This is a genomic window from Methylobacterium sp. UNC300MFChir4.1 (genome assembly GCF_900110155.1).
Taxonomy (GTDB): Bacteria; Pseudomonadota; Alphaproteobacteria; order Rhizobiales; family Beijerinckiaceae; genus Methylobacterium.
In genome coordinates this window covers 129,870-155,851 of record NZ_FOCS01000013.1, presented here as the reverse complement: position 1 = coordinate 155,851, position 25,982 = coordinate 129,870, and the positions used below count along the sequence as shown (strand labels likewise).

The window sequence follows — 25,982 nt, the reverse complement described above, 5'->3', positions numbered from 1 at the left end:
CATCGGCGCATCATCCGGAAATCTTCCCACAGACGGGATCCGGATGTAGTCTATCCCCATCCACCACCGGGGCCTCGACCGCCATGCCGCTGACCGGACGTTTCTGGTTCCGCCGGACCTGGACCGGCAAGCTGGTCCTGCTCGTCGAGGAGGAGCGCGGGCGCTGGTTCCGGCGCCGCCTCGGCCGCACCTTGCGCTGGCGCGACGCGCGGCTCCTCGATCTGGCCGAAGGGCCCCTGCGGGGGCTCATGACGCTGGAGCGGACCTACCGCGCCGAGTTCGGCCCCGGCGAGCCGCGCCGCCCCGCCGGCCTCACGGCGGTCCCGGGCGGGCTGGCCCTGCCACGCGGCGGGCCGGAGCCAGGAACAAGGCCGTCCCTGTCGGGTTGACGGCAAGCAACACAGCGACGGCGTCGCTGTGTTGCGGCCCCTCGTGGGCGTTTCCTCCCTAGACTTCCGGACCGTTCTCCTGAGGGCGGTCCTTTTTTTGTTGTCGTCCGGCAGCCGTCGACGTGGCCCGCGACGGACAGTTCTCAAGAATCTCTCAGAAGCACTTCCCGCCATCCCGGGCGTCGCCCGCGGCACCGGTCTCTGCCCCGGTCCCTGCCCCGGCCCCGGGACCGGCCTCGAGGGCCAGCAGCGCGAAGGTCGCGAGCCAGTGCTCGCCCATGTAGTCGCCGGTGACGTGCGGGAGCCCGGCCGCGAGGTGCGCCTCCGCGGCCGCGCGGAGCGGCGGCTGGCGGGGATCGTCCGGTCCGAGGGACGCGGCGAGCGCGCGGAAGCACCACGCGCGGCTGAGGTTCAGCCCGTCGAGATGGGCGATCTTCCCGTCGGAGCGGTCGGTCACGCCCGCGGGGCGGAACAGGGTCGCGGGCCGGGACGCCGCGAGACCGGGCAGGAACCGGTCGAACCAGGGCGCGAAGCGGGCGGGCGGCAGCAGCCGGCGCATGCACTCCGCCTCGATCAGCGCCGAGGAGAGGAAGTCGTCGCCGCCGGGTTCGCCCCAGGCCGGGCAATCCGCGTCCTCCCCGTACCAGCCGACGGCGGTGTCGTGCAGCAGAGTGGTCAGCCCGGCATCCCCCGCGCCCTCCGCGTAATCGGCCGCCAGGCGCAGCGCGAAGGCGGTGTTGAAATGGGTCCCGACCCGCACCGGGTAGGACGCCACCGGCAGGAACTCCGCGAAGCGCCGGACGATCACCGCGGCCAGCGGCGCCAGGGCCTCGGACCAGCGGCGCTCGGGGAGCGCGGCGAGCGCGTCGGCGAGCTTCAGCAGCCAGCCCCAGCCGTAGGGGCGCTCGAAGCCCCGGGCGGTCGGGGCGGCGAAGTAGGCGCATTCCCCCGCCACCGTCGCGGGAGTCAGCTGCGCGTCGAGCCGGGCGCGGATCGCCGGGGCCTGCGGGCCGTCCGGGAACAGCCGCAGCACCCGCGCCAGCAGCCACGTGCCGTGGACGCAGGAATGCCAGTCGTAGCTGCCGTGGAAGGCCGGGTGCAGGGCCGCGGGGGTGCGGGCATCCGCCGGCCCGGCCAGGACGTGGCCCGGCTTGTTCGGATATTCGCGGCCGACATGGCCGAGGGCGACGGCGGCGAAGCGCGCAGCGATGTCGGGGGTGAGCGTGGGAGTGAGCGTCATCGCGGCATTCCGGCGGGCGTTTTGCGGGGACTCGGCGACTGCCGGCATAGCGGGTTTCCCGGCACGGCGTCAGGGCTCGCGGATCCTTTGCCGGCACGGCCCCGGATCGGCTATCGCGGTGAGGCCGGGCCGGACGCGCCGGCCTCACCGGGAGCCCCCATGCGCCGCGCGCCGCCCGCCGCCCTCCTCGTCGCGGCCCTCTCGGCCGTCGCGGCCCTGGCGGCCGCCGCGGCACCGGCCGCCGCCGCGCCGGACCCGAGCCGCGACGTGCTGTGGGCCGCCCTGAAGACCTGCGTCCTCGCCAAGCGGCTCGCCAACCGGACCTTCCCGTGCCTGTCGGTCGATCTCGGGGACGGTGACCGTCCCGGCTCGGCGGTCCTGCGCGCGCCCGGCGAGCCGACCCACAGCGTCGTCATGCCCACCGACACCGTGCCGGGCCTGGAGGCGCCGGTCCTGCGGGGACCGCGCGGTGCCGCCTACTGGCGGGCGGCCCTGGCGGCGCGGCCGCTCGTGTCGGACGTGCTGAAGGGGAGGCTCACCCCCGCGGAGGTCGGGCTCGCGGTCAACTCGGCCCGGGGCCGCAGCCAGGACCAGCTCCACATCCACCTCGACTGCCTGAAGCCGAGCGTGCTCAAGGCCGTCCGGGCGCACGGCCGGCAGGTGCGCCACACCTGGAGCCGCTTCCCGGTGCCGCTGGCCGGCGACCGGTACTACGCCCTGCGCGTGCCGGAGGCGGAGGCCGCGCAGTTCAACCCGTTCGCGGCCCTGCACACCCTGCCGGGCGCCCGGCCGGATCTGCACCGGACGAGCTTCGCGGCGCTCGCCACGCCCCCGGGCGATCCCGAGCCGGGCTACATCCTGCTGGCCTACCGGGCGCCGAGCGCCAGCGCCGAGGACGTGATGGACCACAGCTGCACCGTCGCTGCGTCCCGCGGCGGCGCTTGAGCGCCCGCGGGCCGAGCGCGTCGAGGGTCACGGCGAGCGCGGCGGTGGCAGCGCGTCGAGCAGCTGGCGCAGGAATGCCCGCACCGCCTTCGGCAGCCGCCGGTCGCGCATCGCCTGGATCTTCACGCTCCGGGCGAGGCTCGTCCGGGACTGGATCGGCAGGCTGACAAGCTCGTTGAGACGCAGGGGCGTCTGCACCGACAGCGCCGACATCAGGGCGATGCCGCGGGAACGCCGCACGAAGGGCAGCAGCGCCGAGAGCGTGTTGGAGGTCAGCACCGGCTCCACCGCGATGCCCTCGTGCGCGCAGGCGGCGTCGAAGACCTGCCGCAGGGTCGTGTCCCGGGTCGGCAGGGCGACGGGATACTCCAGCAGGTCGACGAGGCGCAGGGCCGGCGCCCGCGCGAGGGGATGGTCGGGCGCGGCCAGCGCTAGCATGTCGACCTGCCCGTCGTAGAGCACCTCGACCTGCGCGGTGGGTGTCAGCGCGAAGGTGATCCCGAGATCGGCATCCCCCACCGACACCGTCTGGGTGACCTGGGCCGGGGGCTGGACCGTGACCTCGAAGCGGATGCCGGGATGGGCCGCGTGGAAGGCCGCGATCGCGTTCGGCACGATGTCGAGGGAGAAGCCCTCCGAGCAGGCGACCCGGATCAGCCCGCGGGCGAGCCCTTCCAGCTCCCGGATCTCGGTGACCACCTGCTCGGAGCGGATCAGCACCTGATGGGCATGCTGCGCCAGCAGCTCACCGGCCGGGCTCGGCACCATGCCGCGCGGGCGGCGCTCGAACAGCACGCAGTCGAGCTCGGCCTCCAGGTTGGCGATCTGCCGGCTGATCGCGGAGGCCGCGACGTTGAGCTGGGACGAGGCGGCCGCGATCGACCCGGTGCGGGCCACGGCCAGGAAGTAGCGCAGGCCCGTACTCTGCATTATCGTGCTCGATGCGCTGTATGGTGCCGTGCACATTGCCGATACGGCAACGCAGCACTCGCTAAATTCTACTTGTTGCGATCCCAGATGCACAACACCATGGCAGGGTGAAAAACGCGGCAGCCGCGGAACCGTCCGCCGGGCCTGTCCGCCGCGCCGTCGGAGCCTGCATGCCGCTACGGACCCTCACCCGAGCCGCCACCTTGGCCGCCACCCTGGCCGCCTCGTTCGCGACCCTGATCGCCGCCCACCCCGCGCTCGCCGGCAAGGCCAACGACACATTGGTCTACGCGTCGGACAGCGAGCCCGAGAACGTCAGCCCGTACCACAACAGCGCCCGCGAGGGCGTGATCCTGGCCCGGAACTGCTGGGACACGCTGCTGTACCGGGATCCCAAGGACGGCACCTACAAGCCGTTCCTGGCGACCGCCTGGAAATGGGCGGACGACACGACCCTCGACCTCACGATCCGCGAGGGCGTGGTCTTCCACAACGGCGACCCGCTCGGGCCGGAGGACGTGGCTTTCACGTTCAACTACGTGCTGACCCCCGAAGCGCGCACGGTCACCCGCCAGAACGTCGACTGGATGAAGTCGGTGGAGGTGACCGGCCCGCACAGCGTGCGCATCCACCTGAAGGCCCCGTTCCCGGCGGCGCTGGAATACCTCGCCGGCCCGACCCCGATCTTCCCGGCCAACTACTTCAAGAAGGTCGGCCTCGACGGTTTCGCCAAGGCGCCGGTCGGCAGCGGCCCGTACCGGATCACCAAGGTCGACAGCGGCCGCGGCGTCTCCATGGAGCGGTTCGACAAGTACTGGGCCGAGAGCCCTCTGGGTAAGCCGAAGATCGGCAAGCTGCAGTTCCGCGTCATCCCGGACGGCGAGAGCCGGATGGCCGAGCTGATGACCGGCGGCGTCGACTGGATCTGGCGGGTGCCGAGCGACCAAGCCGAGCAGTTGCGCGCCGCGCCCAACATCACGGTCCTCAATTCCGAGACGATGCGGGTCGGGTTCCTGCAGTTCGACACGCTGGGCCGGGCGAAGGAGAACTCGCCGCTCAAGGACGTGCGCGTCCGGCAGGCGATCTCCTACGCCATCGACCGCAAGGCGATGGTCGACAACCTCGTGCGCGGCGCCTCGCGGGTGATGAACGCGCTGTGCTTCGTCGACCAGTTCGGCTGCACCGACCAGGGCGTGCCGCGCTACGCCTACGACCCCGCCAAGGCCAAGGCGCTGCTCAAGGAAGCCGGCTACCCGAACGGGTTCGAGATCGACCTCGGCGCCTATCGCGAGCGCGACTACGCCGAGGCGGTGATCGGCTATCTCGGCGCCGTCGGCATCAAGGCGCGGCTCAACTACCTGCGCTACGCGGCGTTCCGCGACGCGCTGCGGGCCGGCAAGACCTCGATCGGCTACCAGACCTGGGGGTCGTTCTCGGTGCTCGACGTCTCGGCCTTCGACGGGGTGTATTTCCGCGGCGGCGAGGAGGACCTGACCAAGGATCCGCAGGTGATCGCCGACCTGCAGGAGGGCGACGGCTCGACCGACCCGGAGAAGCGCAAGGCCGCCTACGCCAAGGCGCTCCAGCGGATCGCCGCGCAGGCCTACGCCCTGCCGATGTTCTCCTACTCGACCAACTACGCCTTCACGTCGGACCTGAACTTCACCGCGCAGCCCGACGAGGTGGCGCGCTTCTACTCGGCGTCGTGGAAGTGATGATGGTGGCCGTGGCGCGACGCTTTTCCCCTCCCCCTTGCGGGGAGGGGTCAGGGGTGGGTGTGGTGCAGACGGCACCGCTCCGCTTGATCCTGAACCACCCCCACCTCCGGCTCCTCCCCGCAAGCTTGAGCGATCCCGGGCAAGCCCGGGATCGCCAGGGGAGGAGAGAACGCTCCGTCATGATCCGACGTGATCGACGGGAAACAGCAGGAGCCTGAGCCATGCTGGCCTTCACGTTCCGGCGCGTGCTGGTCGCCCTGGCGGTGGCCTTCACGGTCTCGGTGGCGAGCTTCCTGCTCCTCCATCTCTCGGGCGACCTCGCCACGGCCATCGCCGGCCCTGAGGCCACCGGGCCGCAGATCGCCCAGATCCGCCAGGATTACGGCCTGGACCAGCCGCTGCTGACCCAGTTCCTCACCTGGGGCTGGCGGGCGCTTCACCTCGACTTCGGCAACTCCTTCTATTTCCGTGAGAGCGTGATCGACCTGCTGGCCGCCCGCCTGCCGATCACCCTCTATCTCGGCATCATCGCGCTGGCCGTGGCGCTGTTCGTGGCCATTCCCCTCGGCGTCGTCGCCGCCGTGAAGCGGGACACGTGGATCGACCGGACGGCGCTCGCCGTCTCGGTGCTGGGCCAGGCGATGCCGAGCTTCTGGTTCGGCCTGACGCTGATCCTGATCTTCTCCGTCAACCTCCGCTGGCTGCCGGTCTCGGGCAACGCCACCTGGAAGAACTTCGTCCTGCCCGCGGTGGCGCTCGGCTACTACGCGATGCCGGCGGTGATGCGGCTCACCCGCAACGGCATGCTGGAGGTGCTGGCGTCCGACTACGTCCGCACCGCCCGCGCCAAGGGGCTGCCGCCCCGGAAGATCCTGGTGCGGCACGCGCTCCGCAACGCCGTGATCCCGGTGATCGCCCTGTCGGCGGTGCAGTTCGGCTTCATGCTCGGCGGCTCGATCGTGATCGAGGCGGTGTTCTCGCTCCAGGGCCTCGGGCAGCTCGCCTGGGAATCCATCGCCCGCAACGACTTCCCCGTCGTCCAGGCGATCGTGCTGGTTCTGGCCATGATCTACATCGGCCTGACGCTGGCGGCCGACCTCCTGAACGCCTTCCTCGACCCGCGCCTGCGCCAGTCGTGAGGATCCGCCGATGAGCCTCCCCCCCGACACGGCGGCACTCGCCGCCCCGGCCCTTCCTTCTGACGCGCCGGTCACGCTCGCGCCGGTCCCCTCCCCCACCCGCCTGATCCTGCGGCGGGGTCTGCGCCATACCGGCTTCCTGATCGGGGCCGGGATCCTCGGGCTGATCGTGCTGGCGGCGCTCGCCGCCCCGCTCATCGCGCCGCACGACCCTTACGCGCAGGACGTGTCCCGCCGCCTGATCCCGCCGGTCTGGCAGGCCAAGGGCACCTGGGAGCACGTGCTCGGTACCGACAAGCTCGGCCGCGACTACCTGAGCCGCCTCCTCTACGGCGGCCAGATCTCCCTCCTGATCGGGATCTCGGCGGCGCTGATCTCCGGGCTGATCGGCACCACGCTCGGCCTGTGCGCCGGCTATTTCGGCGGCTGGGTCGATTCGGTGGTGAGCTACGTGGTGACCACCCGGCTCGCCATGCCGGTGGTGCTGGTGGCGCTCGCCATGGCGGCGCTGGTCGGCGGCTCCCTGAAGGTGGTGGTGCTGGTGCTGGGCTTCCTGCTCTGGGACCGCTTCGCCGTGGTGACCCGGGCCGCGACCCAGCAGATCCGCAACCAGGACTTCATCTCGGCCGCCCGCGCCGCGGGGCTGACCGACCTGCGCATCATCCGCCAGGAGATCCTGCCCAACATCATGAACGCCCTGATCGTCGTGGCGACCCTGGAGATGGCCCACGCGATCCTGCTGGAGGCCGCCCTGTCGTTCCTCGGACTCGGCGTGCAGCCGCCCCTGCCCTCCTGGGGCCTGATGATCGCCGAGGGCAAGCAGTACATGTTCTTCCAGCCCTGGGTGATCACCATCCCGGGCGTGGCGCTTCTCCTCCTCGTGCTGGCGATCAATCTCTTAGGTGATGGCCTGCGCGACATCACCGCCCCCGAGGCGCGCAACTGATGCGCCGCCGTCTTTGCGAGCGGAGCGAAGCAACCCAGCGGCGCCACGCTTGCCGCGGTCGCGCCTCTCTGGGTCGCATCGCTGCGCTCGCGATGACGGGTGGGGCCGCCAATCCCTCTCAGACACCCTCCTCCGGGATCACACCATGACGCGAGACGCCGCCATCGCGCGCGCCACTGACAGCTTCGATTCGGGCGCGTTCCTCGCCCTCCTGCGGGAGGCGGTGGCGATGCCGACCGAGAGCCAGGCCCCCGGCCAGGAGGCGGCGCTCCGCGCCTATCTCGACGCCTTCATCGCGCCGCTGGTCGCCCGCCTCGGCTTCGAGACCCCGAAGATCTTCCCCAACCCCGACGGGGTGCACGGCCCGTTCCTGATCGCCGAGCGGCGCGAGGGCGCGGACCTGCCGACCGTGCTGATCTACGGCCACGGCGACACGGTGCGGGGCTACCCCGAGCAGTGGCGCGAGGGCCTCGGCCCCTGGGAGATCGTGGTCGAGGGCGACCGCTGGTACGGGCGCGGCACCGCCGACAACAAGGGCCAGCACGTCCTCAACCTCGCCGCCCTGGAGCAGGTGATCGCAGCGCGCGACGGCCATCTCGGCTTCAACGTGAAGCTGCTGATCGAGATGGGCGAGGAATCGGGCTCCCCGGGCCTGCGGCCGTTCTGCCGGGAGCAGGCCGAAGCCTTGCGCTCCGACGTGCTGATCGCCTCGGACGGTCCCCGCCTCAACGGCGAGCGCCCGACCCTCTTCCTCGGCTCCCGCGGCGCCTACAATTTCGACCTGAGCCTGAACCTGCGGGAAGGCCCACACCATTCCGGCAACTGGGGCGGGCTGCTGCGCAACCCCGGCACCGTGCTGGCCTCGGCGATCGCCTCGATGGTCGACGCAAGGGGCGCCATCCTGGTCGAGGCCCTGCGGCCGCCGCCGATCCCCGAGGGCGTGCGCGCGGCTTTGGCCGACATCCGCGTCGGCGAGGATCCGACCGCACCTACGATCGATTCCGACTGGGGCGAGCCGGGCCTCACCCCGGCCGAGCGGGTCTTCGCCTGGAACACGCTGGAGGTGCTGGCCTTCAAGACCGGCGATCCGGACGGGCCGCTCAACGCCGTGCCGCCCCACGCCAAGGCGACCCTGCAGCTGCGCTTCGTGGTCGGCACCGACTGGCAGAACCTGATCCGGAACGTGCGCACCCATCTCGACGCCCACGGCTTCCCGATGATCGAGGTCCGGCCGGCCCGCGCGGCGGAAGTCTTCCAGGCGACGCGGCTGCCGGTCGAAGACCCCTGGGTCGAGTGGGCCCTGGAGTCGATCGAGGCGAGCAGCGGAAAAAAGCCGGCACTGCTGCCCAATCTCGGCGGATCGCTGCCGAACGACGCCTTCTCGGAGATTCTGGGCCTGCCGACCCTCTGGGTGCCGCATTCCTACCCGGCCTGCCGCCAGCACGGGCCCGACGAGCACATGCTCGCCTCCGGCACCCGCGAGGGCCTGGCGATCATGGCCGGCTTGTTCTGGGATCTGGGCCGAGACGGACCCGACATCCTCCGCCGCCGCGAAGCGAGGGCCTGAACCATGAGCGAGCCGGTCGTCCGCATCCGCGATCTGACGATCGCGCTCCCCAAGGGCGCCGACCGCCCGCACGCGGTCGAGGGCCTGAACCTCGACCTCGAGGCCGGGAAGATCCTGTGCGTCGTCGGGGAATCGGGCTCGGGCAAGTCGATGAGCGCCTACGCGCTGACCGGCCTCCTGCCCCGGGCCCTGGAGCCGACGGCCGGCACGATCCTGTTCGAGGGCCGGGATCTCCTGACCCTCGACGAGCCCGCGTGGCGGTCGCTGCGGGGCCGGCGCATCGCCATGGTGTTCCAGGAGCCGATGACGGCCCTGAACCCGGTGATGCGGATCGGCGACCAGATCGCCGAGATGTTCGAGGCGCACAACCTGCTCACCCGCAGCGAGCGCTGGGCCCGGGCAGTGGCGCTCGCCACCGAGGTCGGGCTTCCCAACCCCGAGGAGGCGGTGCGGGCCTACCCGCATCAGCTCTCCGGCGGCCAGCGGCAGCGAGCGATGATCGCCATGGCGCTGGCGCTGGAGCCCTCGGTGCTGGTCGCCGACGAGCCGACCACGGCGCTGGACGTCACCACCCAGGCCCAGATCCTCCGGCTGATCCGTGACCTGCAGCGCAAGCGCGGGATGAGCATCCTGTTCATCACCCACGATTTCGGCGTGGTGGCGGAGATCGCCGACCACGTGGCGGTGCTCCAGCGCGGGCGGCTCGTGGAATCCGGCACCGCCGAGGCCGTGCTGCGCAATCCGCAGGCGCCCTATACCAGGGCGTTGCTCGCCGCCGTCCCGAGCCTGACGCCGCCGCCGCGCGCAGCCCTGGAAGCGGCGCCGGTCGCCCTCTCGGTGACCGGGCTGTCCAAGACCTATTCCGGGCGCTCCGGCCTGTTCGGCAAGCCGCGGATCGTGGCGGCCGTCAAGGAGGTGTCCTTCGACGTCCGCCGCGGCGAGACCCTGGGGATCGTGGGTGAATCCGGCTCGGGCAAGTCGACGACCGCGCGGCTGGCGATCCGCCTGATCGAGCCCGATGGCGGAACGGTCCGCCTCGGGGAGCTCGACTACACGGCCCTCGGGAAGGCGGCCTTGCGCGACAAGCGCAGCCGGATCCAGATGATCTTCCAAGACCCGTTCGCGTCCCTGAACCCGCGGCGCACCGTGGAGCAGATCATCACGGCGGGTCCGATCGCCCACGGGGTCCCGGCCGCCGAGGCCCGGGAGCGGGCGCGCAGCCTCCTCGACCTCGTCGGTCTCGATCCGAAGGCCGCCGCCCGCTACCCCAACGCCTTCTCGGGCGGGCAGCGCCAGCGCATCGGCATCGCCCGAGCGCTCGCGATGGAGCCGGACGTGCTGGTGGCCGACGAGGCGGTCTCGGCGCTGGACGTCTCGGTCCAGCGGCAGGTGCTGGACCTGCTGGAGGACCTGAAGCAGAGATTGTCGCTGGCGATGCTGTTCATCACCCACGATCTGCGGGTGGCCGCCACGATCTGCGACCGGATCGCCGTGATGCACCGCGGCGCCATCGTGGAGATGCGGGGCACCGCGGACCTGTTCGCCGCGCCGGAGCACGCCTACACCCGCACCCTGCTCGCCGCGGTGCCGGGCGCGCGCGCCTCCTGAGCCGTTCCGGCCCCGGACGGGCCAATCTGGGACGCAGAGACAAGTTTTTTGGACGGGACCGCCCTGTCCGGATCCTGCAAGTTCAGTAGGATAGCGCCGTTGTCGAGGGTGGAGCACCCCGGCGGATCCACGGCTGCACCCGCTATCCGTCCCCGCCCGCACCTCGCACGGGGACAGGGTTATCGAGCGTGTCGATCTCAGACAAGACCGACGACATCCGGCAGAACCGCAAGCGCAGCGAGACGAATCTGCCGCCGGTGCTCCGCCGCGGGCGCGAGCACCGGATCGTGCGCTGGATCGGCGCCGCGAACCGCAAGGCGCCGCGCCCCGCGGAGGAGCCCGCGGCCGCGGACAACCGGGTGATCAAACTGAGCTGGGCCGACACGTTCGGCCGCCCGGGCCGCGCCGAGCCCGGCCGATCCGAGCCGGCCCCCGCGCAGGTGCTGCCGTTCCTGGGGCGGCGGAGCGAGACCGCGCCGCGCGCGGCCCCGCGCCGCGCCGCCGATCAGCCGCCGGTGCCCGTCCTGCGCTGATCGACGCGCCCGCCGGGCACGCCGAGGCCGATCGCCTTCGCCAGCGCGGAGCGCTGCGCGGCGTAGCCCGGCGCCGTCATCGGGTAATCGTCCGGCAGACCGTAGCGCTCGCGGTACCGCTCCGGCGTCAGGCCGTGGGCGGTGAGGTGGCGCTTCAGGGTCTTGTAAGTCCGGCCGTCGATGAAGCTGACGATCCCGTCCTCCTGGACCGACTTGCGGATCTGGGCCGGCGTCGGCCGCTCCACGGCCGGCTCGACCGCGGCCGCCGGCGCCTGCCCGTCGAGGGATGCCAGGGCCGCGTGCACGCTCGCCATCAGCTCGGGCAGGGCCGTCGGCGGAACGGAATTGTTCGAGACGTAGGCGGCGACGATCTCGCCCACCAGCGTGACCAACCTGAGGCTGTTCTCGGGATTCTTTTCAGGCACTGCGCGAGTCCACACGAAGCTTTCGACGACGATGCCTGCGGTTCCAAAGCAAAAACCGCGTATGTGTCAAGACGGTCTTGACTGAGGGATGATCACCCGAAGCGCTTTTCGGTGCGGATGGGCCGGATCGCCGGCGCGAAAGGCTCCGGTCACCTGCACAAAGGTGCCGATGGAATGCCTGTTACACGGGTCGGGAGCCCGCGCGGCGGGAAAGACCGCGCGCGGCGTCACCCGATCCCGAGGGCGCGGATCAGCGTCAGGCTGAGGGCGATCAGGACCGCCAGGGAGGCGGTGACCGCGAGGGTGACCCGGCCGCCGACCCGGGCCAGGACCCGGACGTCGACCCCGAGGCCGAGGGCGGCCATGGACAGGACCGTGAGCACGCCGGCGAGCTGGGTCAGCGGCTTCACCGCCGGGTCCGGGACGAGGCCCAGGGAGCGCAGGGTGGCCAGCGCCAGGAAGCCGAGGATGAACCAGGGCACCAGCTTGGTGAAGCCCGGACGGGACGGCGGCGGCGGCGCCCCCGCCGCCTGCGGCAGACGCGGGGCGATCAGCGAGAACACCACCACGACCGGGCCGAGCATCAGCACCCGCACCAGCTTGACCAGGGTGCCGACCTGGGTCGACAGCAGGCTCACCGGGACGGTCGCGGCCAGGACCTGCGGCACCGCGTAGACGGTGAGCCCCGCCAGCACCCCATACTGGTTGTCGGTCATGCCCGCGAGGGGCACGAACAGCGGCAGCCCGAGCACCATCAGCACGCCGAGGACGGCGGTGAACGCGATGGCGGCGGCGATGTCCTTCGCCTCCGCGCCGATCACGGGCGCGACCGCCGCGATGGCCGAGTTGCCGCAGATGGCGTTGCCGCAGGCCACCAGGATCGCCATCCGGGCCGGCAGCCCGAGCGCCCGGCAGATCGCCACGCTAGCGGCGATGCCGAGCACCACGGTCCCGACGATGCCGGCCAGCAGCGCCGGGCCGGAGGCGAGGATCGCCCCGAGGCTCAGGGAGGCGCCGAGCAGCACCACGGCGACTTCGAGGAGCTGCTTGGCCGAGAAGGCGATGCCGGTGCGGAACCGCGCCGGGGGCGTCCAGGCGGTCCGCACCGCGATGCCGATCAGGATCGCCAGAACCAGGGCCTCGATGTAGGGGTGACCGGCGACCCGCTCCTCTACCGCCTGCGCGGCCATCGCCACCGCGGTGATCACCGCGCACAGGCCGATGCCGGGCAAGACCGAGGCGGCCGTGTCCGACCGGCCACCCCGGTCGGGGCGGGCCGGCGTCGGGGCCGTCTTGGATGGGGCGTCAGGGCTCACGGGAACGGGCTCCGGGGGTCGTAAGCGGAGCCTATAGGAAGAAAACGTTCGCCGCACCGTCGCAACAGAGAAGTTCGATCTCTATTCGAGCAACATGCGAGAAGACACGTCTCCGCAGAGATCGGGGCCGGCCTCGGGCGGAGCGCGGCCGGAGCGCTCCGCCCGGCCCGCCCCCGCTCAGGCCTGCATGCCCCAGCGCTGGACGGTGCGCCGCTCGATCGTCTGGAAGATCAGGTTCTCGACCACGAGACCGATCAGGATCACGGTGAGCAGCCCGGCGAACACGTTCGGGATGTCGAGCATGTTCTTGTTCTCGAAGATGAACCAGCCGAGGCCGCCCGCCCCGGACGACACCCCGAAGACCAGCTCGGCGGCGATCAGGGTGCGCCACGCGAAGGCCCAGCCGACCTTCAGGCCGGTGAGGATCGACGGAAAGGCCGCCGGGATCAGGATCTTGCCGATCAGCCGCGGGCCCGACAGCCCGTAATTGCGCCCGACCATCTTAAGCGTGCGGCTGACCGACAGGAAGCCCGAATGGGTGTTGAGGGCGATCGCCCAGGTCACCGAGTGGACCAGCACGAAGATCAGGCTGCCGTTGCCCAGGCCGAACCAGATCAGCGCCAGGGGCAGGAGCGCGATCGCCGGCAGCGGGTTGAACATCGACGTCAGCGTCTCGAGCAGGTCGGTCCCGATCCGCGACGCGATGGCGACGCCGGTGAGCAGGGTCGCCAGGGCGACGCCGGCGGCGTAGCCCATGAGCAGCACCTTCAGCGAGCTCCAGGCCCGGGCCGGCAGCGTGCCGTCCGCGATGCCCCGGAAGAAGGCCTCCACGGTCGCCGTGAAGGTCGGGAACAGGAGGTCGTTGTCGAGGTAGCGCCCGTAGGCCTCCCAGATCCCGGCGAGGAGCACGAGGATCACGACCTTGCGCAGCCACGCCTGGTTGTAGAGCCGCTCGGCGACCGACAGCGGCTTCTCCACCACCGCGGCGCCGTGGGCGTGGCCGGTCTCGCGCACGATCTCGGGCCGGCCGGACGGCGGCAGGGCCGCGAGGCGCGGCGCCGGGCCCGTCCCGGCCAGCGGGGCGCCGCTCAGGGCTTGCGCGCTAGACATTCTCCGCCTCCTGGATCTCTTCCGAGAACAGCATGTGCTGGATCCGGCCCTCGAGCTGCAGCGCCGCCTCCGGCGATTCGGCGCTGTTGAGCTCGGCCTTCACCTCCCCGGGATGGGGCGAGAGCAGCAGGATGCGCGAGCCGACCTTGATCGCCTCGGGGATCGAGTGGGTGACGAACAGCACGGTGAAGCGCGTGCCCTCCCACAGGGCCAGCAGCTCGTCCTGCATGCGCCGCCGGGTCAGCGCGTCGAGCGCCGCGAAGGGCTCGTCCATCAGCAGGATGTCGGGCTCCATCGCCATGCCGCGGGCGATGGCGACGCGCTGCTTCATGCCGCCCGACAGGGTGTGGGGGTAGCTGTCGGCGAATTTCGTGAGGTTGACCTTGTCGATGTAGAGGTTGGCCCGGTCCAGGGCCTCGCGACCCTTCAGCCGGCCCGAAGCCTCGAGGGCGAAGACCACGTTCTGCCGGACCGTCTTCCACGGCAGGAGCTGGTCGAATTCCTGGAACACCATCATCCGGTCGGGGCCGGGCTCGGTGACCGGGCGCCCCTTCAGGCGAATCTCGCCCTCGGTCGGCGCCATGTAGCCGCCCACCGCCTTGAGCAGGGTCGACTTCCCGCATCCGGACGGCCCGAGCAGGACGAAGCGGTCCCCGGGCCAGACCCGGAAGCTCACCCGGTAGGTGGCCGTGACGAGGTGCTCGGGCGTCTTGTAGCGGAGCGTGACGCCGTCGACCTCCAGCAGAGGCTGACCCGTGTCCATCCATCCTCCCTGGCGCCGCGGTTTGAACCGCGTTTCGCTGAGGGCCGGAGATGGTCCGCCCCTCACGGGAAAGTGTATCGGCCCGCGGAAGAGGCTGTAAAGGTCGATATTTTGTATGCGATGGGATCTTCGTCCCGATCGTCAGGCCCGACGGGTCAGGCCGGGTGCCACCACCGGCCCTTCAGCACCACGCCCTCGGCGGTGATCCGCCGGTCGCCCGTCATGTGCTCGCCCCGGGTGTCGACGTAGTCGAACGCGCCGTCCCGCACCGCCAGCACCGTGGCGTCGCCGAGCGCTCCGACCTTCAGGGTCCCGTACTCCATCCGCTTCAGCGCCACGGCGGCGTTCACCGTGGAGGCGGCGACGACCTCGGTGAGGCTCATGCCGAGGCAGAGCATCTTCGACATGGTGGTGACCTGGTCGAAGGCCGGCCCCTCGATGCAGAGCTGGTGCACGTCCGACGAGATCGTGTCGGGCAGGAAGCCGCCCGCCAGCATGGCCCGCGCCGTCCTGAAGGCGAACGAGCCCTTGCCGTGGCCGATGTCGAAGATCACGCCCCGCGCCCGCGCCTCGCGGAGCGCCGGCTTCACGGCGCCCTGGGCCGTGATGGGCGAGTTCGGGAAGGGCCGGAACGCGTGGGTCAGCACGTCGCCGGGCCGCAGCATGGCCAGCACCTGCTCGTAGCTCGGCGGCGGCTCGTCGATATGGGCCATCAACGGCAGGCCTGTCTCCTCCGCGACCTGCAGGGCGATGTCGAGGGGCGCGGTGCCCTGGTCGCCCGAGGCGTGGCGCCCGACCCGGACCTTGATGCCGACGATCACGTCCCGGTTGGCGTCGGCGACCTCGACCGCCTCCCGGGGCGCCATGAGCCGCGGGTCCTCGCTCTCGCCGACCATGATGGTCTTCGAGAAGCCGAAGATGCCCGCGAAGGAGACGTGCAGGTAGGCGAGGATCCGCGCCTGCGACCGCTCGATCACGTGGCTGCGGAAGCCGGCGAAATTGCCGGGCCCGGCGCTGCCGGTATCGACCGAGGTGGTCACCCCCGAGGTCCGGCAGAAATCGTCGGCGTCGATGCCGAGCGAGGTGCCGCCCCAGTAGACATGGGTGTGCAGGTCGATCAGGCCCGGCGTGACGATCGCGCCTTCCATGTCGCGCACCTGCGTGCCGGGGCCCGCCGGCAGGTCGCGGCCGAAGCCCGAGACGCGGCCGTCCGCGAAGGCGACGTCGCAGATCCAGTCGTGGTTCTGCGACGGGTCGATGACCCGGGCGCCCTTCAGGATGAGGTCGTGCTGCACGAGAGACTCCGGATGTGGTTCGCGGGAATCCGACCCGTCCTCGCGAGCGAAGCGACCCAGGGATCCGCCACGCTCGGGGATCGCGCGCTGCCCTGGGTCGCTTCGCCGCGCTCGCGAGGACGGCGCCGTCAGGCCGCCCGGGCGGGGGCGGCCGTGTCGTTGAGATGGCAGGCGGCGAGATGGCCGGCGCCGACCGCGTCGAGGCCCGGCACCTCGGTCCGGCATCGGTCGAAGGCGTGCGGGCAGCGGGTGTGGAAGCGGCAGCCGGAGGGCGGGTTGATCGGGCTCGGCACGTCGCCCTTGAGCACGATGCGGGTGCGCCCGGCCCCGGGCTCGGGGATCGGCACCGCCGAGAGCAGCGCCTGCGTGTAGGGGTGCTTGGGCGCGAGAAAGAGATCGCGGCGCGGCCCGATCTCGACGATCTTGCCGAGATACATCACCGCCACCCGGTGGGTCATGTGCTCGACGATGGCGAGGTCGTGCGAGATGAACAGCATCGCGAGGTCGAGCTCGCGCTGCAGGTCGCGCAGCAGGTTGACGATCTGCGCCTTCACCGAGACGTCGAGGGCCGAGACCGCCTCGTCGCAGATGATCAGGTCCGGCTCGGCGGCGAGCGCCCGGGCGATGCCGATGCGCTGGCGCTGCCCGCCGGAGAACTCGTGCGGGAAGCGCCCCAGCGCCTCGCGCGGCAGGCCGACCCGCTCCATCAGGCTGGCGAGGCGGGATTCGAGGTCGGCGGCGTTGCGGGCCAGCCCGAAATTGCGGATCGGCTCGGCCAGGATCGCCCGCACCCGCATCCGCGGGTTGAGCGACGAGAACGGGTCCTGGAACACCATCTGGATGTGGCGCCGCAGGGGCCGGAGCGCTCCGGCCGAGAGGTCGTCGATGCGGCGCCCGTCGAGCACCACCTGGCCGGCGGTGGGCGCGTAGAGGCGCATCAGCGCCTTGGCGACGGTGGACTTGCCGCAGCCGGACTCGCCGACGAGCGAGAGGGTCTCGCCCCGGGCCACCGTGAAGGACAGGCCGTCCACCGCCTTGAGCACGCGCTTGGACTGGCCGAACAGGCCGCCGCCGAGGGCGAAGTGCTTCTTGAGGTCGTTGACCTCCAGCAGGGTGCGGGCGGCGGGTGCGGGCGTGGCGCTCATGCCGCGAGGGCGTCCTTCGGCGCGTAGTGGCAGGCGGCGAGGTGGCCCGGCGCCTTGGGCTCCAGGGCCGGCGCGTAGGCGCGGCACAGGTCGGTCACGTCCGGGCAGCGCCCGGCGAAGACGCAGCCCTCGATCCGACCTTTGAGGCTCGGGACCATGCCGGGGATCTCGGCGAGCCGCGCGTCGGCCCCGTGCTCGACGGCGCCGAGCTTCGGCACCGCCCCCATCAGGCCGCGGGTGTAGGGGTGGCGCGGCGAGCGGAACAGCTCGCGGACCGGTGCCTCCTCGACCTTGCGGCCGGCATACATCACCACCACCCGGTCGGCGACCTCGGCCACGACGCCGAGATCGTGGGTGATCAGCATGATCGCGGCCCCGACCCGGGCCTTCAGGTCGCGCATCAGGTCGAGGATCTGGGCCTGGATGGTCACGTCGAGCGCCGTGGTCGGCTCGTCGGCGATCAGGAGCTTCGGCGAGCAGGCGAGCGCGATGGCGATCATCACCCGCTGGCGCATGCCGCCGGAGAGCTGGTGCGGGTATTCCCGCACCCGGCGCCGCGGCTCGGGGATGCCGACCAGCGTCAGCATCTCCACAGCCCGCTCCTCGGCCTCCCGGCGGCCGAGCCCCTGGTGCAACCGCAGGGTCTCGCCGATCTGGCGGCCGACCGTCAGCACCGGGTTCAGCGAGGTCATCGGCTCCTGGAAGATCACGCTGATGTCGTTGCCGCGGATCTTGCGCATGGCGCTGTTCGGCAGGTCGAGGAGGTTCCTGCCCTCGAACTTGATCGCGCCGGCGATGCGGGCCGGCGGCTCGGGCAGGAGCCGCAGGATCGACATCGAGGTCACCGACTTGCCGCAGCCGGACTCGCCCACGATCGCCAGGGTCTCGCCCGACTGGATCGCGAACGAGACCCCGTCCACCGCCCGGTTCACCCCGTCGGGGGTGCGGAAATGGACCTGCAGGTTCTCGATCGACAGGAGGGGGGTGCCGCTCATGCTGCCGGTCCTCATCAGACGTCTTTCGCCATGCGGGGGTCGAGGGCGTCGCGCAGGCCGTCGCCGACGAGGTTCACGGCGAGCACCGTCATCGAGAGGAAGATGGCCGGGAACAGGATGATGTAGAACTTCACCTGCCAGAGGGCCCGGCCCTCGGCCATGATGTTGCCCCAGGAGGGCGTCGAGGGCGGCACGCCCGCGCCGATGAACGACAGGATCGCCTCGGTGATCATCGCGGAGGCGCAGATGTAGGTCGCCTGCACGGTCATGGGCGCCAGCGTGTTGGGCAGGATGTGGCGCCAGATGATCGCCGGCATCCGGGTGCCGGTGGTGACCGCCGCCTCGACGTAGGGCTGCTCGCGCAGCGACAGCACCACGCCGCGCACGAGGCGGGCGACGCGCGGGATCTCCGCGATGGTGATCGCGATGATCACGTTCTGGACCGAGCCGCGGGTGAGCGCCATCAGCGCGACCGCGAGCAGGATCGGCGGGATCGACATCATGCCGTCGACGACCCGCATGACGATCCCGTCGAGCCAGCGCACCATGCCGGAGACGAGGCCGACCGCGAGCCCGGCGACCGAGGCGAGGAACGCCACCGAGAAGCCGACCAGCAGCGAGACCCGGGCGCCGTAGACCACCCGCGAGTAGACGTCGCGGCCGAGCATGTCGGTGCCGAACCAGTACTGCGCCGACGGGGCCCGGGTGCGCTTGGCCGGCGCCAGGGCGGTCGGGTCGACGGTGCCGAGATAGGGGGCCAGCACCGCCATCAGGAAGACGATGAGGAGCAGCACGCCGCCGACCACGATGGTCGGGTTGCGGCGCACATAGGTCCAGACCCGGCCCCGGCGCTTGCGGGCCGGGATGACGTCGGGCAGCGGCGCCGCGACGGCGAGGCCCGGCGGCGGGGGCGCCTTGGGGGTGATCCCCTCGGGCGGGGCGCCCGCCTGCGGGGCGCTGCTGGGGAAGGGCGCGACGGTCGCGGTCAATAGCGGATCCTCGGGTCGAGCACGGTGTAGAAGAGGTCGATGGCGAGGTTCACGAGCACGTAGACGAAGCTGAACAGCAGCACGACGCCCTGGATGACCGGGTAGTCGCGCCGCAGGATCGCGTCGACGGTGAGGCGCCCGAGGCCGGGGATCGCGAAGACCGTCTCGGTCACCACCGCACCGCCGATCAGCAACGCGATGCCGATGCCGATCACGGTGACGATCGGCACCGCGGCGTTCTTGAGGGCGTGGACGAACAGGACCGGCCCCTGCGACAGCCCCTTGGCCCGGGCCGTGCGCACGTAATCCTGCTGGAGCACGTCGAGCATGGTCGCGCGGGTCACCCGGGCGATCAGCGCGATGTAGACGAGGCCGAGCGTCACCGCCGGCAGGATCAGGTTGGACAGCCAGGGCCACACGCCCTGCTCGATCGGCGTGTAGCCCTGCACGGGCAGCCAGCCGAGCTCGAGGGCGAAGACGTAGGCCAGGATGTAGCCGACCACGAAGACCGGCACCGAGAAGCCCGTCACGGCGAGCCCCATCACGAGGCGGTCGATCAGGCTGCCGGCCTTCCAGGCGGCGACGACGCCCAGCGGCACCGCCACCACGATGGCGAAGACCAGGGTGACGAGCATCAGCGAGACGGTGGGCTGCACCCGCTGGCCGATCATGGTGGTGACCGGCAGGTTGGTGAAGATCGAGGTGCCGAGATCCCCGTGGAGGATCTGCCAGGACCATTCCCAGAACCGCACCAGGAACGGCCGGTCGAGGCCGAGCGTGGCGCGGATGCGGGCGACGTCGTCGGGGGTCGCCTGGTCGCCCGCGATGATCGCCGCCGGGTCGCCCGGGGCGAAGTAGAGGAGGCTGAAGACGAACAGCCCGACCACCGCCATGACCGGGATGGTGGCGAGGATGCGCCTGCCGATATAGCCGAGCATGGGGCCTCGCTAGGCTGTGGGCGGGAGGGCGCGGCGGGTGCGGCCGCCCCTGCCCCCCTCGCGGGTGCCGACCTTCACGCGTCCGGGTCGGGCGCGAACGCCGGCGGCGGAGCGCGACGCGCCCCCGCTCCCGTGCGGGAGAGGGACAGGAGAGGGGACCCGCGCCCCGTCCCGCGGCCGCGTTGCCGAGCGCGGTATCCGAAGCCGGGAGCCCGCCCGAGAGACCGGGCGGGTCGGGCGACCCGACGTGGCGAGAGCGGGCGCCATCACGCCTTCGACACGCCCCAGGTGAAGGGGATCGGCCCCTTCACGATGCCCGAGACGTTCTTGCGCCACGCCTGGTACCCGAGGAAGAACCCGGTGGGCACGTAGACCACGCCCTCGCAGGCGGCGGCGTTGACCTTGTCGATGGCGGCCTTCTCGGCGGCCGGGTCGGCGGCGTCGAACCACTCGGCGATGGCGGTCTCCACCGGCGGGATGTTCGGCCAGCCGAACCACGCCTTGTCGCCGCTCGCCCGCACCGCCGGGTAGCCCGCCGGATTGATGCAGTCGGCGCCCGCGTGCCAGGTGTGGAACATGTTCCAGCCGCCCTGAGACGGCGGCGCCTTGGAGGCCCGGCGGGTGCCGGTGGTGCCCCAATCGGTGGCGACGAAGTCGACGTTGAAGCCCATCTTCTTCAGGAGGTCGGCGGTGATGTCGCCCTGCGCCTTGGTGATCCCCTGGTCCTGGGCCACGATGCAGACCACCGGCTCGCCCTTGTAGCCGGCTTCCTTGAGCAGCTTCTGGCCGAGCTTGATGTCGCCCTTGCCGACATTGCCGCCGCCCGCCTCGCTGTAGAGGGGCGTCCCCGGCGTGAAGAAGCCCGGCAGCGTCTTCCACAGGCTGTCGTCGTCGCCGACGATCGCCCGCATGTAATCCTCCTGGCTCATCGCGGTCATGACCGCCTGGCGGATCTTCGGATTGTCGAAGGGCGGGTGCAGGTGGTTCATCCGGAACGACCCGACATTGCCGAGCGGGTCGGCGATGTCGACGTTGAGGTTGCTGTTCTTGCGCAGCAGCGGCACGAGGTCGGAGATCGGGTTCTCCCACCAGTCGACCTCACCGTTCTGCAGGGCCGCCGACGCGGTGGCGGCGTCCGGCATGATCACCCACTCGACACGGTCGACCAGCATGCGCTTGCCGCCCGCGAGCCAGGAATTCGGCTCGTCGCGGGGCTTGTAGTCGGTGAAGGTCTCGAACACCGCCCGGGCACCCGGCACCCACTCGTTGCGGACGAACTTCATCGGGCCCGAGCCGACATACTCGGTGATCTGCGTGAACGGGTCGGTCTTGGCGATCCGCTCCGGCATCATCAGCGCCATCGGCGCGTTGGTCTTGCCGAGCGCGTAGAGCAGCTTCGGGAACGGCTTCTTCAGGCGCCACTGGAAGGTCCTGTCGTCGGTCGCCGCGAGGTCGTCCTGGATGCCGCGGATCATCAGGCCGATCGGGTCCCGGGCCATCCAGCGGGTGAGGCTCGCCACCACGTCCTTGGCGAGAACCGGCTCGCCGTCGTGCCACTTCAGGCCGGGGCGCAGCCGGAAGGTCCAGGTGAGCTTGTCGCCCGAGACCTCCTCGGACTCGACCATCTGGCGCTGCGGCTTCAGCTGCGCGTCGACGCCGTAGAGCATGTCCCAGACGAGGGTGCCGGCGTTGCGCACCACGTACTGGGTCCCCCAGATCGGGTCGAAATTCGCGAGGTTCGCTTGCGGCACGAAGCGCAGGACCTTGCCCCCCTGCGCCAGGGCCGGCCGCGCGAGCTGCGGCGCAGCCAAACCGAGCGCAGCCGAACCCTTGAGAAAGGTCCTGCGGTCCATCGTCTTCTCCCTGGCGGTGCGGATCTCAAGCATCGGTCGCCGGCCCGCACCTTGCGGGCGAGTTTGAACGGTTCTGATGCGCGGGCGCAATGGCCCGTGGTGACAACGACGTCCGGGCGCGCGTCCGCATCGCCGCCGGCCTCGGGGCGACGGCGGCATGGAGAGGGGCTGTGTCGGTGCGGCTCGAACTCACGGGCCGCGTCTCGCAAGGCCCGCGCCAGCCCGGCCGTCACTGCGTTATGTATTCATGATCGCGGAGCGCGCGGCGTCTCGGTCGACATGTCCCGCACCGTCATCGCGAGCGCAGCGATGACGGCTATGCCGACTTCATCGATCGGAAACGGGATCGCACAGCGTTTCGCAGCTCGGGATCGAGCGTGAGGCCGGAGATCCCCTCGCCCTTCGGCCTGCGCTGTGTGAGTCCGCGAGCCCGCCGCGGAGGAGGGCCAGCCGGGGCGGCGGGCACCGGAATGGACGCCTCAGCCCACCTGCCGCAGGTGGCCGCCCCGCGCGCCCGGAACCGCCTGCATGGCGCGGATGAAGGCCGCGATGCGGGGGGCGATCACCGACCGGTAGCGCGAGCCGTTGAACACCCCGTAATGGCCGACGCCGGCCTGGAGGTGGTAGGCCTTGCGCGCTTCCGGAAGGTTCGGCGTCAGGTCGAGGGCCGCCTTGGTCTGGCCGACGCCGGAGATGTCGTCGTTCTCGCCCTCGACCGCCAGGATCGCGCAGCGGCGGATGGCGCCGAGATCGACCGGCGTGCCGCGGTGCGTCATCTGTCCCGTCGGCAGGGCGTGGTCGACGAACACGGTCTGCACGGTCTGGAGGTAGTACTCGGCCGTCAGGTCCATCACGGCGAGGTACTCGTCGTAGAACTCGCGGTGCTTCTCGGCCGAGTCGCCGTCGCCCGTCACCAGATGGTCGAACATATCCGAATGGGCGGTGACGTGGCGGTCGAGGTTCATCGCCATGAAGCCCGACAGCTGCAGGAAGCCCGGATAGACCCGGCGCCAGGCGCCCGGGTAGATCGGCGGCACGAGGCTGATCGTGTTCTGCTCGAACCACTTCTGGCCGCGCTCCTGCGCGAGGCAGTTGACCGCGGTGGGCGAGCGGCGGGTGTCGATCGGGCCGCCCATCAGGGTCATGGAAGTCGGCACCGCCGGCTCGTCGGCCGCCTCCATCAGCGCCACCGCGGCGAAGACCGGCACCGCCGGCTGGCACACCGCCATGACGTGCAGGTCCGGCCCGAGGACCGCGAACATCTCCTGCAGGTAGTCGATGTAGTCGTCGAGATCGAACTGGCCCGCGAAGAGCGGCACCATCCGGGCGTCGGTCCAGTCGGTGATGAACACGCGATGGTTCGGCAGCATCGCCTCGACGGTGCCGCGCAGCAGCGTGGCGTAGTGCCCCGACATCGGCGCGACGATCAGCAGCTTGGGCTGCGGCTCCGCGGGGGCCGCCGGGAACGCGCGGTCGAAGGCGATCAGGCGGCAGAACGGCCGCTCCCAGACCACCCGCTCGGTGACCGGGACCGCCGCGCCGTCCACCACCGTCTCGGTGAAGCCGAAGGCGGGCTTGCCGTACTGGCGGGTGACGCGCTCGAACATCTCGCAGCCGGCGCTGACCGCGCGGGCATAGGGTCCGTAGGCCAGGGGATTGCCCGGCATCTGCAGCCCGTAGCGGGTGAGGTCGGCGGCGACGCGGGCGGGTGCCATCAGGGCGCGCGCGCCCTCGTACAGGGAATAGGCCAGCAGCATCGTCACCTCGCGGTCTCGCTCCGGCCGCGGGCATCGAGCCGCGCGGCCCATACCCCCTGCAACCCGAGTCGGTAGGATAATGCTCCACCCTGAACGCGGGCGGAACATCCCGGAGCTGCGGCGACTTGCCTGTGACCACGTCCGCGGGCGATCGTCCGCCAGCGACGACGTGTCCGGGGCGGTGAGCCGGGATTCCCATCGCCGCGTCATGCGAAGGGAGTCCACGGGACGCCGCGCCGGCGGGTCCGTCCGGCGACGCACCGATACAGCCCATTACAGCCCATGCCCGATACCGATCTCAGCGGCCTCGGTCGCGACGCGCGACACCTGCGGCTCGACACCTTCGTCCGCCTGCGCTGGCTCGCCATCACGGGCCAGAGCGCGGCGGTCGTCGGGGCGCAGTTCGGCCTCGGCCTGCCGCTGCCGTTCGGCTGGTGCTTCCTGGTGATCGCCACCTCGTCCTGGCTGAACCTCGCCCTGCGGATCCGCTTCCCGGCGAGCTACCGGCTCAGCGACGATTCCGCGGCCCTGCTCCTCGCCTTCGACATCGTGCAGCTCGCGGCCCTGCTGTTCCTCACGGGCGGGCTCCAGAACCCGTTCTCGCTGCTGTTCCTCGCCCCCGTGCTGATCTCCGCCACCGCCCTGCCCCCCGAGCGGACCCTGGCGCTGGGCCTCCTGGCGGTGGGCCTCGCGACGCTGCTCGCCCTGGTGCACCGGCCCCTGCCCTGGTTCGCGGACGGGCGGATCGAGCTGCCGTTCCTGTACGTCTCCGGCGTCTGGACCGCGATCCTGCTCGGCACCGCCTTCACGGGCGTCTACGCGTGGCGGGTCGCCGAGGAGACCCGGCTCCTCGCCCAGGCGCTCGCCGCCACCGAGCTGGTGCTCGCCCGCGAGCAGCACCTGTCGCAGCTCGACGGGCTCGCGGCCGCGGCTGCCCACGAATTGGGCACGCCGCTGGGCACGATCATGGTGGTGACCAAGGAGCTGATCCGCCAGCTCGGCCCCACCGCCTCGCCGGCGGTGGCGGAGGATCTCAACCTGCTGCGCGAGCAGGTCGACCGCTGCCGCGGCATCCTCGGCAAGCTGACCTCCCTCGACGGGGACGGGGCCGGGGCCGGCTTCCTGGAGACGGTGACGTTCAGCCACCTCGTGGAGGAGCTGGTGGCGCCGCAGCGGGCACTCGGCGCTGCCCTCGCCGTCACCAGCGCCGGCGAGGGGCCGGAGCCGGCCTGCCGGCGCAACCCGGGCGTCATGTTCGGGCTCGCCAACATCCTCGACAACGCCGTCGACTTCGCCGAGGCCGGCGTCACCGTCGAGGGGCGCTGGACGCCCGACCGGGTCTGGATCGAGATCCGCGACGACGGCCCGGGCTTCTCCAGCGAGGTGCTGCTGCGGGCGGGCGAGCCCTACGTGACCACCCGCAGCCACGACCGGCCGCAATCCGGCGGCACCGTGGGGGCCGGCCTCGGCCTCGGGCTGTTCATCGCCAAGACCCTGATCGAGCGCTCGGGAGCGCAGCTCGCCCTGATGAACGTCGCGGCGCCGGACGCCCACGGGGCGATCGTGCGCGTCTCCTGGGCCCGCCACATCTTCGAGCGCGGCGCCGCGCCGCGACATTCTCCGGAACTCAGTATCCGCGCCCCCCTGCCACCGGGCGATGCCGTACCTATATGAGGGACAGACCAAGAACCCGACGACGAAAACCCGAAAGGAGTGCCGGATGCTCACGCAGCCCGGGACCTCGGCGGCGACCGACCCCGCCGTGATCAACGATGCCGATCCGCTGGCCGCCTTCTCCGACCGCAGCCTGCTGATCGTCGACGACGACAAGCCCTTCCAGACCCGCCTCGCGCGCGCCATGGAGAGCCGCGGCTACCACGTGCAGGTGGCCGACAGCGTCGCGGACGGCGTCTCCGCCGTCGAGGCGCGCGCGCCCGCCTTCGCGGTGATCGACATGCGCCTCGGCGACGGCAATGGCCTCGACGTGATCGCCCGCCTCAAGGAGCGCCGGCCCGAGGCCCGCGGCGTGATCCTCACCGGCTACGGCAACATCGCCACCGCGGTCACCGCGGTGAAGCTCGGCGCCTTCGACTACCTCGCCAAGCCCGCCGACGCCGACGAGATCCACGGCACGCTGATGGCGCAGCCGGGCGAGCGGGCCGACCCGCCCGAGAACCCGATGTCGGCCGACCGGGTCCGCTGGGAGCACATCCAGCGCGTCTACGAGCTGTGCAGCCGCAACGTCAGCGAGACCGCCCGGCGCCTCAACATGCATCGGCGGACCCTGCAGCGGATCTTGGCCAAGCGCGCGCCGCGCTGAGGCCGGACCGCTCCGGCGCCGTCCGGTCGGTTGCATCGCCCCGCCTCTGTGGGCTAGCTGC

General features: G+C 71.4%; 23 protein-coding genes. 10 read left to right on the top strand and 13 right to left on the bottom strand.

Features of this window, described 5'->3' with window-relative positions:
- Positions 1-83 precede the first annotated feature (83 nt).
- Positions 84-389: a hypothetical protein gene (locus BMY19_RS18465; RefSeq protein WP_056533754.1), complete on the top strand. Its 306-nt coding sequence runs from the start codon at positions 84-86 to the stop codon at positions 387-389.
- A 154-nt stretch (positions 390-543) separates the two neighbouring features.
- Here the strand turns inward: BMY19_RS18465 and BMY19_RS18460 are convergent, their stop codons facing one another.
- Positions 544-1,629 (bottom strand): DUF2891 domain-containing protein, encoded by a 1,086-nt coding sequence (locus BMY19_RS18460; RefSeq protein ID WP_244534949.1) that lies wholly within the window; start codon positions 1,627-1,629, stop codon positions 544-546.
- Between the two features lie 159 nt (positions 1,630-1,788).
- Between BMY19_RS18460 and BMY19_RS18455 the strand changes: the two genes are divergently transcribed.
- Positions 1,789-2,574 carry a CDP-diacylglycerol diphosphatase gene (locus BMY19_RS18455; RefSeq protein WP_100252524.1) on the top strand — a complete coding sequence of 262 codons (786 nt, stop codon included), beginning with the start codon at positions 1,789-1,791 and terminating at the stop codon, positions 2,572-2,574.
- 27 nt (positions 2,575-2,601) lie between these two features.
- Here BMY19_RS18455 and BMY19_RS18450 read toward each other — a convergent pair whose 3' ends face one another.
- Positions 2,602-3,504, bottom strand: coding sequence for a LysR family transcriptional regulator (locus BMY19_RS18450; protein WP_091927007.1), 903 nt, complete (start codon positions 3,502-3,504; stop codon positions 2,602-2,604).
- Between the two features lie 170 nt (positions 3,505-3,674).
- Here BMY19_RS18450 and BMY19_RS18445 point away from each other — a divergent pair, with 170 nt between their 5' ends.
- The 6 genes from BMY19_RS18445 to BMY19_RS18420 all read left to right on the top strand — a co-directional run bounded on the left by BMY19_RS18445 (position 3,675) and on the right by BMY19_RS18420 (position 11,015).
- Positions 3,675-5,219 (top strand): ABC transporter substrate-binding protein, encoded by a 1,545-nt coding sequence (locus tag BMY19_RS18445; RefSeq protein ID WP_100252523.1) that lies wholly within the window; start codon positions 3,675-3,677, stop codon positions 5,217-5,219.
- 224 nt (positions 5,220-5,443) lie between these two features.
- On the top strand, positions 5,444-6,361 hold the full coding sequence (locus BMY19_RS18440; RefSeq protein WP_042669601.1) for an ABC transporter permease: 918 nt from the start codon (positions 5,444-5,446) through the stop codon (positions 6,359-6,361).
- A 10-nt stretch (positions 6,362-6,371) separates the two neighbouring features.
- Positions 6,372-7,307: an ABC transporter permease gene (locus tag BMY19_RS18435; RefSeq protein ID WP_100252522.1), complete on the top strand. Its 936-nt coding sequence runs from the start codon at positions 6,372-6,374 to the stop codon at positions 7,305-7,307.
- Positions 7,308-7,452: 145 nt separating this feature from the next.
- Positions 7,453-8,874: a M20 family metallopeptidase gene (locus BMY19_RS18430; protein ID WP_100252521.1), complete on the top strand. Its 1,422-nt coding sequence runs from the start codon at positions 7,453-7,455 to the stop codon at positions 8,872-8,874.
- Positions 8,875-8,877: 3 nt separating this feature from the next.
- On the top strand, positions 8,878-10,482 hold the full coding sequence (locus tag BMY19_RS18425; RefSeq protein ID WP_100252520.1) for an ABC transporter ATP-binding protein: 1,605 nt from the start codon (positions 8,878-8,880) through the stop codon (positions 10,480-10,482).
- Positions 10,483-10,670: 188 nt separating this feature from the next.
- Positions 10,671-11,015, top strand: a complete 345-nt coding sequence (locus BMY19_RS18420; protein ID WP_091927002.1) for a hypothetical protein — start codon at positions 10,671-10,673, stop codon at positions 11,013-11,015.
- On the opposite strand, the gene BMY19_RS18415 is transcribed toward BMY19_RS18420, so the two are convergent.
- The 11 genes from BMY19_RS18415 to phaZ all read right to left on the bottom strand — a co-directional run bounded on the left by BMY19_RS18415 (position 10,988) and on the right by phaZ (position 23,601).
- Positions 10,988-11,440 carry a Ros/MucR family transcriptional regulator gene (locus BMY19_RS18415; RefSeq protein ID WP_026605051.1) on the bottom strand — a complete coding sequence of 151 codons (453 nt, stop codon included), beginning with the start codon at positions 11,438-11,440 and terminating at the stop codon, positions 10,988-10,990. The two genes, BMY19_RS18420 and BMY19_RS18415, sit on opposite strands and share 28 nt — an antisense overlap.
- Before the next feature lie 227 nt (positions 11,441-11,667).
- On the bottom strand, positions 11,668-12,756 hold the full coding sequence (locus tag BMY19_RS18410) for a YeiH family protein (RefSeq protein WP_100252519.1): 1,089 nt from the start codon (positions 12,754-12,756) through the stop codon (positions 11,668-11,670).
- Between the two features lie 177 nt (positions 12,757-12,933).
- Complete coding sequence (locus BMY19_RS18405; RefSeq protein WP_100252518.1) at positions 12,934-13,866, bottom strand: ABC transporter permease; 933 nt, start codon at positions 13,864-13,866, stop codon at positions 12,934-12,936.
- Positions 13,859-14,629, bottom strand: coding sequence for an ABC transporter ATP-binding protein (locus BMY19_RS18400; protein WP_056533735.1), 771 nt, complete (start codon positions 14,627-14,629; stop codon positions 13,859-13,861). Before BMY19_RS18400 ends, BMY19_RS18405 begins: the two co-directional genes overlap by 8 nt.
- Positions 14,630-14,784: 155 nt before the next feature.
- Positions 14,785-15,924 carry an amidohydrolase/deacetylase family metallohydrolase gene (locus BMY19_RS18395; RefSeq protein WP_100252517.1) on the bottom strand — a complete coding sequence of 380 codons (1,140 nt, stop codon included), beginning with the start codon at positions 15,922-15,924 and terminating at the stop codon, positions 14,785-14,787.
- Positions 15,925-16,052: 128 nt separating this feature from the next.
- On the bottom strand, positions 16,053-17,069 hold the full coding sequence (locus BMY19_RS18390) for an ABC transporter ATP-binding protein (RefSeq protein WP_091681003.1): 1,017 nt from the start codon (positions 17,067-17,069) through the stop codon (positions 16,053-16,055).
- The gene (locus BMY19_RS18385; protein WP_100252516.1) at positions 17,066-18,079 is read right to left on the bottom strand and encodes an ABC transporter ATP-binding protein; all 1,014 of its coding nucleotides are present in this window, start codon (positions 18,077-18,079) and stop codon (positions 17,066-17,068) included. The genes BMY19_RS18390 and BMY19_RS18385 overlap by 4 nt, the downstream gene beginning before the upstream one ends.
- Positions 18,079-18,990 carry an ABC transporter permease gene (locus tag BMY19_RS18380; protein ID WP_026605053.1) on the bottom strand — a complete coding sequence of 304 codons (912 nt, stop codon included), beginning with the start codon at positions 18,988-18,990 and terminating at the stop codon, positions 18,079-18,081. The genes BMY19_RS18385 and BMY19_RS18380 overlap by 1 nt, the downstream gene beginning before the upstream one ends.
- Positions 18,991-19,049: 59 nt before the next feature.
- Positions 19,050-19,991, bottom strand: a complete 942-nt coding sequence (locus BMY19_RS18375) for an ABC transporter permease (RefSeq protein ID WP_020093982.1) — start codon at positions 19,989-19,991, stop codon at positions 19,050-19,052.
- Positions 19,992-20,257: 266 nt separating this feature from the next.
- Entirely contained in the window at positions 20,258-21,844 is a 1,587-nt protein-coding gene (locus BMY19_RS18370; RefSeq protein ID WP_091681066.1) for an ABC transporter substrate-binding protein, read from the bottom strand.
- A gap of 479 nt (positions 21,845-22,323) precedes the next feature.
- Complete coding sequence (gene phaZ, locus BMY19_RS18365) at positions 22,324-23,601, bottom strand: polyhydroxyalkanoate depolymerase (protein WP_020093984.1); 1,278 nt, start codon at positions 23,599-23,601, stop codon at positions 22,324-22,326.
- A gap of 282 nt (positions 23,602-23,883) precedes the next feature.
- Here phaZ and BMY19_RS18360 point away from each other — a divergent pair, with 282 nt between their 5' ends.
- Together BMY19_RS18360 and BMY19_RS18355 are read left to right on the top strand one after the other, a co-directional pair.
- A complete protein-coding gene (locus BMY19_RS18360; RefSeq protein WP_020093985.1) occupies positions 23,884-25,275 on the top strand; it encodes an ActS/PrrB/RegB family redox-sensitive histidine kinase in 1,392 nt (463 codons plus the stop codon).
- A 46-nt stretch (positions 25,276-25,321) separates the two neighbouring features.
- Positions 25,322-25,921: an ActR/PrrA/RegA family redox response regulator transcription factor gene (locus BMY19_RS18355; RefSeq protein ID WP_012321283.1), complete on the top strand. Its 600-nt coding sequence runs from the start codon at positions 25,322-25,324 to the stop codon at positions 25,919-25,921.
- Positions 25,922-25,982 lie beyond the last annotated feature (61 nt).